At 70.7% G+C, this 9,974-nt stretch carries 8 protein-coding genes; 5 read left to right on the top strand and 3 right to left on the bottom strand.

What is annotated here, in order from left to right:
- Nucleotides 1–327: 327 nt before the first annotated feature.
- Nucleotides 328–975, bottom strand: coding sequence for a winged helix-turn-helix domain-containing protein (locus tag ACFWA9_RS36015; RefSeq protein ID WP_352287675.1), 648 nt, complete (start codon nucleotides 973–975; stop codon nucleotides 328–330).
- 240 nt (nucleotides 976–1,215) lie between these two features.
- On the opposite strand from ACFWA9_RS36015, the gene ACFWA9_RS36010 reads away from it, so the two are divergent.
- On the top strand, nucleotides 1,216–1,806 hold the full coding sequence (locus tag ACFWA9_RS36010) for a TetR family transcriptional regulator (protein WP_380393208.1): 591 nt from the start codon (nucleotides 1,216–1,218) through the stop codon (nucleotides 1,804–1,806).
- 54 nt (nucleotides 1,807–1,860) lie between these two features.
- Here the strand turns inward: ACFWA9_RS36010 and ACFWA9_RS36005 are convergent, their stop codons facing one another.
- Both ACFWA9_RS36005 and ACFWA9_RS36000 read right to left on the bottom strand, forming a co-directional pair.
- Nucleotides 1,861–2,595: an SDR family NAD(P)-dependent oxidoreductase gene (locus ACFWA9_RS36005; protein ID WP_380393211.1), complete on the bottom strand. Its 735-nt coding sequence runs from the start codon at nucleotides 2,593–2,595 to the stop codon at nucleotides 1,861–1,863.
- 203 nt (nucleotides 2,596–2,798) lie between these two features.
- Nucleotides 2,799–3,428 (bottom strand): ScbR family autoregulator-binding transcription factor, encoded by a 630-nt coding sequence (locus tag ACFWA9_RS36000; RefSeq protein WP_380393205.1) that lies wholly within the window; start codon nucleotides 3,426–3,428, stop codon nucleotides 2,799–2,801.
- Nucleotides 3,429–3,544: 116 nt separating this feature from the next.
- Here ACFWA9_RS36000 and ACFWA9_RS35995 point away from each other — a divergent pair, with 116 nt between their 5' ends.
- The 4 genes from ACFWA9_RS35995 (at nucleotide 3,545) to ACFWA9_RS35980 (ending at nucleotide 9,870) form a co-directional block, all read left to right on the top strand.
- Nucleotides 3,545–4,489, top strand: coding sequence for a ScbA/BarX family gamma-butyrolactone biosynthesis protein (locus ACFWA9_RS35995; protein ID WP_380393202.1), 945 nt, complete (start codon nucleotides 3,545–3,547; stop codon nucleotides 4,487–4,489).
- A 173-nt stretch (nucleotides 4,490–4,662) separates the two neighbouring features.
- The gene (locus tag ACFWA9_RS35990; RefSeq protein WP_380393200.1) at nucleotides 4,663–7,296 is read left to right on the top strand and encodes a hypothetical protein; all 2,634 of its coding nucleotides are present in this window, start codon (nucleotides 4,663–4,665) and stop codon (nucleotides 7,294–7,296) included.
- 51 nt (nucleotides 7,297–7,347) lie between these two features.
- Nucleotides 7,348–8,301, top strand: coding sequence for a Gfo/Idh/MocA family protein (locus tag ACFWA9_RS35985; RefSeq protein ID WP_380393197.1), 954 nt, complete (start codon nucleotides 7,348–7,350; stop codon nucleotides 8,299–8,301).
- Nucleotides 8,302–8,424: 123 nt separating this feature from the next.
- Nucleotides 8,425–9,870, top strand: a complete 1,446-nt coding sequence (locus ACFWA9_RS35980) for a glyceraldehyde-3-phosphate dehydrogenase (RefSeq protein ID WP_380393194.1) — start codon at nucleotides 8,425–8,427, stop codon at nucleotides 9,868–9,870.
- Nucleotides 9,871–9,974: the final 104 nt, after the last annotated feature.

The raw sequence follows: 9,974 nt of genomic DNA, 5'->3' as shown, positions 1-9,974 counted from the left end.
GGCTCCCGCCCTCGGGCGGGAGCCACTGCCATCTGCCGAACCGCTCGGTCGGTGCGCCCGGGTTCGCTCTTCGCCGGGGTTCCGCGCGCCGGTCGTCGGCCTGTCAACCGCCGGGGAAACGGTAGATGACGATCAGTCGGCCGGCCGGCGGCGTGCCTCGGGGGTGGGCCCGTGGGCTGCTGTCCGTGCGAGGTCGGTTCGTTCCCGCGCTGCGCGGGGTCGTTCGATGAGGGTGTCGTGCGCGCCGGGACGCCGTTCGCGCGGGGCGCTCCGGGCGGGTGCCGTCCTGTCGGTGCGGTCCTTCCGGGGCGGGCCCGTGGCCGGCCGTCAGCCGTGGCCGATGCGGTAGCCGATCCCGCGGACGGTGATGACCCAGGTGCTGGCGCCGAGCTTCGCGCGAAGGTTGCGCACATGCGTGTCGATGGTCCGGCTGGAGTCCACCCAGTCGGTGTCCCAGACCCGGGCCATCAGATCCTTGCGTGACATGACGTGGCCCTGGTTCGAGGCCAGGATGTGCAGCAGCTCGAACTCCTTGGCGGTGAGGCTCACCCGCTCGCCGTGCAGGCGGACTTCACGGGTCCTTTCGTCGACGTGGAGCGGGCCGATGGATAATATCCGGACCGGGGCCGGTCTGGGGCGGGCCCGGCGGAGGACGGCTTCGATACGGGCCGTCATCTCCCTGGGGCCGCACGAGCGGACGACGCAGTCGTCCGCGCCGGCCTGCAGGGCGAGCACCCGGTCCAGTTCGGTGTCGCGGCCGGTGAGAGTGATAATGGGCTTGTCTCCACTCGCTCGTATCGAACGGCAGACTTCCAGGCCGTCGATGTCGGGAAGATCGAGGTCGAGCAGGATCATGTCCGAGTGCTCATGTGTTCTCAGCACTTCCGCGCCGGTTCCGGCAAGTCTCGTGCAGTACCCCTGTCGTCGGAGGTCATGAGCCCTTCCTTCGGCGGCGTCGTGGTCGCCGGCGACCACGAGCACCCGGATCGCCTGCGGCTCGGAGGCCTTCTCGGTCCGTCGGTACGGGATCGACACCACGGCCCGGGGCTGACCTGGTAGTTCGGTTCGAGAGGTTGTCGCCAGAGTCATAAAGTCCCCCCTGTACACCAGTTCTACACAGGATGCACCACGGGGAGGCGGCCCCGCTACAAAAATAGTGGCATTCTTTTTTTACGCCTATGGTGCGGGTGTATGAACGCCACATCTGACAGGAGCATGATGATGCAAGAGAGGGCGGCCCGGACGCGACAGAACCTGGTCAGCGCGGCCGCTGGCGAGTTCGACCGCGACGGATACGCGGGGGCGTCCCTGGCGCGGATCGCCAGGTCGGCCGGAATCACCACCGGAGCCCTGACGTTCCACTTCCAGAGCAAGGAGGAGATGGCCGCGGTGGTCAGGACGCAGGGCCACGCCGTGACCCAGGCCGTCGTGGGCCAGGTGACGGCGCGGAGCGAACCCCCGGTCCAGTCGGTCATCTCGCTGACCCTGGCGCTGGCCGATCTGCTGGAGCGGGAGGCCGTGGTGCGCGCCGCGGCCCGGCTCGCCCGGGAGCAACCCGGGGAGCCGGACTGGTCGACGACCTGGGCGCCGGTGATCCACGAGCGCCTGCAGGCGACGCACGAGGCCGAGTTGGGCCCGTACGGGGACCGGAGCACCCTCGCCACCCTGGCCGGGTACCTGGTCACCGGCGCGGAGTCCTGCATCCGGCAGCGGGCCTGCCGGAAGGAACCCCTGGACGGGCAGTCCGTGGAGCACATCAGCCGCATCTGGGACCTCCTCAGTTGCGGTGATCGGTGCCTGACTTGAGCCCACCGGCGAGAGTCACCCCGCCGGGCCCGACCCCCGGCTCCGCCGGCCCCGTCAGACGGCGCTGCAGCCGCCGTCGACGGGGACGGCACCACCGGTGACGAACGAGGCCTGGTCGCTCAGCAGCCAGGCCGCCGCGCGCGCCACCTCGACGGGTTCGGCGAGCCGGGGCTGGATGGATCTGCCCACCGCGACCTGCTCCAACTGCGGGACCTGGCGCATCGCGTCCTCGATCAGCTCGGTGCGGGTGGTCCCGACGACCAGCGCGTTGACCCGGATCCCGCGCGCCCCGTACTCGGCCGCCGCGGCCCGGCTCAGGCCGAGCACGGCGTGCTTGGCCGCGACGTAGGGGGAGACCGCTCCGGTGGCGAACAGGCTCGCGATGCTGGCGGTGTTGACGATCGACCCGCCCGACTCCTGGCCGAGCATCACCGGTACCTGGTGCTTGAGGCAGTTCCACACGCCGCGTACGTTGACGTCCATGATCCGGTCGTAGACCGCGTCGTCCGTCTCGTGCAGCTGTGAGCCGATCGCCCCCCAGCCGGCGTTGTTGAAGGCGCCGTCCAGGCCGCCGAAGGCCGCCACGGCGGTGGCGACGACCCGTTCGACGTCGGCCGTCGCCGTGACGTCCCCCGGGGCCACCTCGGCCCGGCCGCCCGCGGAGCGGATCTCCTCGGCGAGCCGGTCGAGCAGCTCCTTGCGCCGGGCCGTCAGCACCACGGCCGCGCCCTCGGCGGCGAACAGCCGGGCGGCGGCCGCGCCTATCCCGCTGGACGCCCCGGTGATCATGACGGTCCTGCCCTGCAACAGACCCTGACGGTGCTCCATGTGCTTCGCCCCCCTGCCCGCGGCGCCGACCGGCCCGCGAGCCGGTCTCGGTGTCGTCGAACTCGGATGTCGATCATTGTCCCGGGCCCGCCGGGGGCGGCACCAGTCGGGACGGTCGACCGTCCGGGGAGCGGACCGGCACGGGGCGGTCCCGGCCGTCGGCGCTACTCGGGCCGGCCGCGGCACTCCGAGAGCTCGATCCGCCTGGCGGTGGCGGGAGTTGCGACGGCCGGCAGCAGCAGCTGCCAGAACTCCACGACGCGCTCCGGGAGATCGGCGCGCCGGGTCTCGATGAACGAGTGCATCTGGGCCCCCGTACACGCGTAGACCACCAGGCGGGAGAGCGCCTGGACGTCGGTGCCGGCCCGCAGTTCCCGCCGGCGCTGGGCGACCAGGAGGTCGTCCATGATGATCTCGGCCCACTGGCGGTGGGAGTTCTCGTCCGGGGAGTTGAACTGCTCCTGCTCCCAGACCAGTCGGGCCCCGGCCTGGAGGATGGGGTTGTCGAGCAGCTGGCAGGCCCAGGTGAGGGACACGTCGACGACGCGCTGCAGCCCCTCCGAGGGGCGGGGGGTCACCACCCACTCGGGCTGGCGGAAGACGATCTCCCGGGCCAGCTCGCTCTTGTTGCGGAAGTGGAAGTACACCGCGCCCAGGGTCAGGCCGGCCTCGTCGGCGATCTTCACGACGCTGGTTCCGGAGAAGCCCTGCTCCCCGAAGAGCTTCGCGGCGGCCTGGATCAGGGCGGCCCGCGTCCGCTCGGCCCGCTCCTGTTTCACTGGGCGTCCCACCATACGACTGCACCTCATGTTGCTTGATAAAGAAGAGTATTCTTCATTTTATAGGCTGGGGGGACGATTGCACCGCTCCCGTCCCCCGCCACACTGACTCCGGGGGGAGACGGCTCATCATGGAGTCGCGTCCAACGATCGTTCAGCACACGGCGGCCACCCGCACCCGGCCGACGGTCCCGCCGGAGATACCGGCCCTGGTCGGCAAGTCCGTGGCGGGCGAAGCGCTCGTCACCGACTGGGGCGACGTCTCCGGCGCCACCCAGTGGGTCACCGTCCACTGGCCGCACGACCACCCCTTCTACACGGAGGGCGGCCGCTACAGCCCCCTGCTGTTCACCGAGAGCGCCCGCCAGGCGCTCACCGTGCTGAGCCACGCCGTCCACGGCGTCCCCCTCGGGCACCGCTTCGGCATGGAGCGTATCCGAACGTCCGTCAACTCAGGCGAGCTGCTCACCACTTCCGGCCCGCCCGAGGTCGACCTGCTGATCACGCACACCTCGGTGACCAGGCGGCGGCTCGGCTCCGCCCACCTGGTCTCCCAGGTCGAGGCCCGGCGCGGGGGGCGCCACCTCGGCACCGCCGAACTCCACTACACCAGCCACCCGCCCGCCCTCTACGACCGCCTGCGCGGCCGCTACGCCGACGCGGCCCAGGCGTTCGCCCGGGCGCTCCCGCTCCCCCCGCCGGCCCCCACCGCCGTGGTCGGCCGCCTCCACGAGCGGGACGTCGTCATCTCACCGGCGGGCGCGCCGGACCACTGGCAGCTCCGTACGGACACCGGCCACCGCGTCCTCTTCGACCACCCGCACGACCACGTCCCCGGCATGGTCCTCCTGGAGGCCGCCGTCCAGGCGACCCGGGCCACCCTGCCCCACCCCGCCGTCCCGGTCGCCTTCGACAGCACCTTCCTGCGCTACGTCGAGTTCGACCAGCCCTGCCTCCTGACCACCACCCCCGCACCCCCCACTCCCGACGGCCACCCCCGCACCCACATCCGAGCCACCCAGTCCGGCACCCCCGTCTTCACCACCACCCTCACCACCGAGCCCCACCCGGCCTGACCCACCTGGCCGGGGGCCGGCCGTCCGGTGGTGATGACCCTTTGGGCCGGATGCCTGAAGGGGCTCAGAACCCCCTTGTGACGGTCCGTCGGGTCCTGCCAGGATCTCAGTCCGGTGTTTCCTCCGGTGTACGGCGGGCGAGATACTTCCGGGACGAAGGACAAGGAGGCCGGATGGCACGAGTGAACCTGCGGGCCGCGTTCATGAACGGCCTGGAGTCGACCGTCACAGCACAACAGGTTTTCATCAACCGGGTCGACGAGGTGGCCGCGTTCGGGCGGTCCGTGGACGGGCTTCACCGGATGCTGGACGAGTCCGAGGTCTCGCCGGTCGTCGACCGTGCCCAGGGGCGACGCAATGTCCTGACGTTCTACGGGGTGGGCGGGATAGGGAAGTCCACGCTCTCGCACGAGTTGGAGCGTCGTTTCCTCGCCGACGCGGCCGCCGAAGGCCGCGACGACGTCGTGACCCTGCGCCTCGACGTGTCCGAGGACGGCGCCTGCGACATCGAGAACCTGCTGCTGCGCCTGCGGGCCGGCCTGGGACGGTTGGGAGACCGCTGGCCGGCCTTCGACCTGGCGCTGGCCTCCTACTGGGCCCGTGCCCACCCCGGGGAGGCCCTGCAGGAGTTCCTGGACGCCTCGCCCACGCTTCGACGGGCCGCGCGGAGCATCGGTCTGGGCGACCAGATCGCGGAGAGCGTGCGCCAGGTGGACCCGGCGGGCCTGGGCGGTCTGGCCGGGCTCGCCCATCGGGCGGCGCTGGCCACGTACCGTACGATCCGGGACCGGGTGCGTGAAGGCCGCCTGCTGTCGGACTGCGAGCTCTTCGCCGAACTCGTGGAAGCGGACGCCGACTACGAGACCCTGTCCTACTTCCCCTATCTACTGGCCTGGGACCTGGAGCAGCGGCCCCGACGCGGCCGGTCGGCCGGTCGGCCGAGGGTGTGCGTGTTCCTCGACACCTTCGAGGTGGTCAACGGCCGGACCGACCGCGCACTGGAACGCCTCGTGCAGCGCTGTGTCTACCTGATGCCGAACGTGCTGTTCGTGATCACCGGTCGCAATCGCGTCGACTGGGCCGACGCCGGCGCAGGTAGTGAGCTGGACTTCACCGGACCACAGTGCTGGCCCAATCTGCACTTCAGCAACGACACGATCGAGCCGCGGCAGCACCTCGTCGGCTACCTCTCGGACTCCGACGCGGACAGCTACCTCAGCGAGGCGCTCACCCGGGACGGCCGCCCCGCCATGTCGGCGGCGATCCGGGAGCGGATCATCGCCGGGGGCCAGGGACTCCCGCTGTACCTGGACCTCTCGGTGTCGCACTTCGCCGCGTTGCTGGCGCGCGGAGGGCAGCCGGAGGTCACGGACTTCGGCGGATCGTTCACCGCCGTCGCCACCCGGTCGATCAGGGACCTCCCCCGTGACGAGCGCGACCTGGTCCGTACGGCGGCACTCATCGACCGGGTCGGTGCCGAGCTGCTTCGGGCGGGCCGGCCCGGGGTTCCCGACGGATGCGTGGCACGCTTCCTGCGGCGCCCGTTCCTGACCCACGACGACGCCTACGAGCGGCCGTACGCCTTGCACACGGCGCTGCGCCAGGCCATCGGCGAGGCGGACCGGACGCTGCCGGACGGTTGGTCGGATCGGGACCGCCGCGAGACCGCCATCCGGCTGCTGGCCTGGCTGGGCGAGCGCGCGGGAGCCTCCGGCGGGCGCGTCGCGACTGCGCAGGCTCTCGAATCCGGGCTCAAGCTCGCGGCCGAGCACCGGGTCTTCGACGACTGGATGGTCCGTGCCACGCAACGGCTCGTTGAGGCCGGCCAGTGGACGGAACTCGGAGCCGGGCTCGCCGGCGTTCCGGCGGAACAGCCTGAATACCGGGCGATCCGTGCCGCGATCCAGGGCGTCCGGCTGCGACGCACCGGCAAGGTGGAGGAGGCGATCGCGGTGTTGAGCGACGCCGACGCGTCGGTACGGCCCGGCAGTCTGACGGCGCACCTGGTGCGGGTCCACCTCGCACACGCTCTGCGCAACCACGGCCAGTACACGGAGGCCTCGGCGATCTACCAGGACCTCCTGGGTGGCGAGTTCGACGCAACGGCCCGGTACTGGCTCTGCGACTACGACTACCTCAACGGGCGGTTCGCGACCGCGCTCGCCTCTCTGCACGGGCAGCAGGGTCACGGGCCAGAGGGCGAGGGCGAACGGCTGCGGTTGCTGGGACACGTCTGGCGGGTCAACGCCCGCTTCGACGAGGCGGCCGCCGCCTATCGGGATGCCATCGCCTTGGCACGGTCCGAGGGGTTGGCCGCCGCCGAGGCGAAGGCGCTGGCCAACCTCGCTCAGACGGCGTGCTGGTCCGCGGACACGGTCACCGTCTCCGAAGCGGCAACGCGGGCCCGGGAGCTCCTGGACCTGGTGCCCAACCCCGTGGAACTGGTCAAGATCAGGTCTGCCGAGGCGGTCGCCCAGGCGATGGCTGGTGCCATCGGCGAGGCAAGGACCGCGGTCGGAGACACCCGGCAGCTCGCGGACAGGATCGCGTATCGGGGCGGGCACACCCTGGCGGACGTGGCCGAGATCCTTCTCGGAACGCTCGTCGGCGACCATGCCGGCGCCCGCCGTACTCGGGCCGCTCTCGACGAGCGCACCCGTACGTCGGGGGGCAACATCTACTGGGTGCCTATCGTGAGCAGTTGGATCGACGGTCCCGCGAGCGCGGCGGAGAGCGGTCCTGCGGTCGACTGGGTGGACGGGCCGGTGGCCGCGCTCGGTCGCTGGGCCGAGGTGGTGGCCGGATGACGGCCGTGGACGCCGGCCGCCATCCGCACCGGACAAGGGGAGCGCTGCCTCATGACTGACGCCGTACGTGTGGGCCTGGTCGGATTGGGGACGATCGCCGGCACCCATCTCGATGTCCTAGCCGAACGAGCCGAGGTCTCACTCGAGTTCACCGTCGATCCCGGCCCGGCGGAGCGGCCCGTCTTCAAGGGCGGCAGGCCGCCGCACTACGCCGGCCTCGCGGAGGCGCTCGAAGCGCACCAGCCCGACCTCGTCGTGCTGGCCACGCCGACGGAGACCCACGCGGAGCTGGCCCGTCAGGCGCTGGTCCGGTCCACCGCCCGGGTGCTCGTCGAGAAGCCCCTCGTCCACGACCTCGCCTCGCTGGCCCGGCTGAGAACGCTGGAGGAGTCGGTCGATCTGCGGAGCCGACTGTTCACGGCGCACCACTTCGCGTTCTCGCCGGAGGTGGACTGGGCGGCCGAGCTGGTCCACGGGCGTCCCGACTGGGGGCCGGTGACGGAAATCACCTCGGCGTTCTATGACCCGTACGTGCTGAAAGGGGCCGAGGCATTCGCCTCGTACACCTCCAGCTGGACGGACTCCGGGGTGAACCAGCTGAGCATGCTCACCCGGTTCGTCGACCTCGTCGCGCTCAGCTCCGGGCAGCAGACGGACGACGGCGCGAGTGCCTGGTGCACGGCCGAGTACCGGTCGCGGGACGTGCCGGGCACGGCCAGGTTGCGCAGCAGTTGGCTCACGGGATCCAGCAGCAAGGAGAGCAGTCTCACATTCGGGCGTTCAGGCGTGGAGATCTGGATCGATCACACGGCCATGACGGGCTTCGCGGCGCGTGGCGGCGAGCTGATCGCCACCCACGGTCATGACGGGCGGACTCCTCGGAAGGTCGCGCACTACCGACCGCTGTACGAGAGTCTGCTTTCCGGGCGACCCGATCCGGTGCTGGGGTTCGACGCGGCCGTGACGATCACCGGGATCCACCAGGCGGTGCCCGGCGTCGGATAGCGGAGCGGTGCTTGTCCCGACGGCCCCCGGGCGGGGGAAGTGCTGTTCGGGTGGGTCCGGCTGAGAGGCCAAAATGGCTCAAAGCTAGCATGTGGGCATTCGCCTAGCTCGAAAGATGGACCTGTGACTGTCAACGAAGACGTGTTCACTAACTGGATGAACCGCGAGGAGATCGCGGAGTCGATGATCCCGATCATCGGGAGGCTGCAGCGTGAGCGGGACGTCACCGTTCTGCTGCACAGCCGTTCCCTGGTGAACAAGTCGGTGGTCAGCATTCTGAAGACTCACCGGTTCGCCCGCCAGATAGCCGGGGCGGAGCTCTCGGTCACCGAGACGCTGCCGTTCCTGCACGCGCTCACCGCGCTGGACCTCGGCCCCTCCCAGATCGACATCGGCATGCTCGCCGCGACGTACAAGGCCGATGACCGCGGTCTGTCGGTGGCGGAGTTCACCGCGGAGGCGGTGGCCGGCGCCACGGGTGCCAACAAGCTGGAGCGCCGCGGGTCGCGCGATGTCGTGCTGTACGGGTTCGGCCGGATCGGCCGGCTGCTGGCCCGCCTGCTGATCGAGAAGGCCGGGTCGGGCAACGGCCTGCGGCTGCGTGCCATCGTCGTCCGCAAGGGTGCGGGCGACGACCTGGTGAAGCGCGCCTCGCTGCTGCGGCGCGACTCGATCCACGGCCAGTTCAACGGCACGATCACCGTCGACGAGGCGAACAACAAGATCATCGCCAATGGTCACGAGATCACGGTGATCTACTCCGACGACCCGACCACGGTGGACTACGCCGCGTACGGGATCAAGGACGCGATCCTGATCGACAACACCGGCCGGTGGCGGGACCGCGAGGGGCTCTCGAAGCACCTGCGCCCCGGGATCGAGAAGGTCGTCCTGACCGCGCCGGGCAAGGGCGACGTCCCGAACATCGTGCACGGCGTGAACCACGACATGATCAAGCCGGACGAGCAGATCCTGTCCTGCGCCTCCTGCACCACCAACGCGATCGTCCCGCCGCTGAAGGCGATGGCGGACGAGTACGGCGTGCTGCGCGGCCACGTGGAGACCGTCCACTCGTTCACCAACGACCAGAACCTGCTGGACAACTACCACAGCTCGGACCGCCGCGGCCGTTCGGCACCGCTGAACATGGTGATCACCGAGACCGGTGCCGCCTCCGCCGTCGCGAAGGCGCTGCCGGACCTCGACGCGAAGATCACCGGCAGCTCGATCCGGGTGCCGGTGCCGGACGTCTCGATCGCGATCCTCAGCCTGCGGCTCGGTCGCGAGACCACCCGCGAGGAGGTCCTCGACTACCTCCGGGAGGTGTCGCTGACCTCGCCGCTGAAGCGCCAGATCGACTTCGTCACCGCTCCCGACGCGGTGTCCAGCGACTTCATCGGCTCGCGCCACGCCTCGATCGTGGACGCCGGCCCCACCATGGTGGACGGGGACAACGCGATCCTCTACCTGTGGTACGACAACGAGTTCGGCTACTCCTGCCAGGTGATCCGGGTCGTCCAGTACGTCTCCGGCGTGGAGTACCCGACCTTCCCGGCCCCGGCGCTCTGATTCCGGGCCCCGGCGCTCCGGTCCGCTCCGGCTCGCTGATACCGGGCGCGGCCCGCGCCCGGGTGCTGCCGTGACGACGGGGGCCCGCTCCACCACCGGTGGAG

Origin of the sequence: Kitasatospora sp. NPDC059973 (genome assembly GCF_042737525.1) — a bacterium.
Taxonomy (GTDB): domain Bacteria; phylum Actinomycetota; class Actinomycetes; order Streptomycetales; family Streptomycetaceae; genus Kitasatospora.
This window is presented reverse-complemented; position numbering and strand designations above follow the sequence as displayed.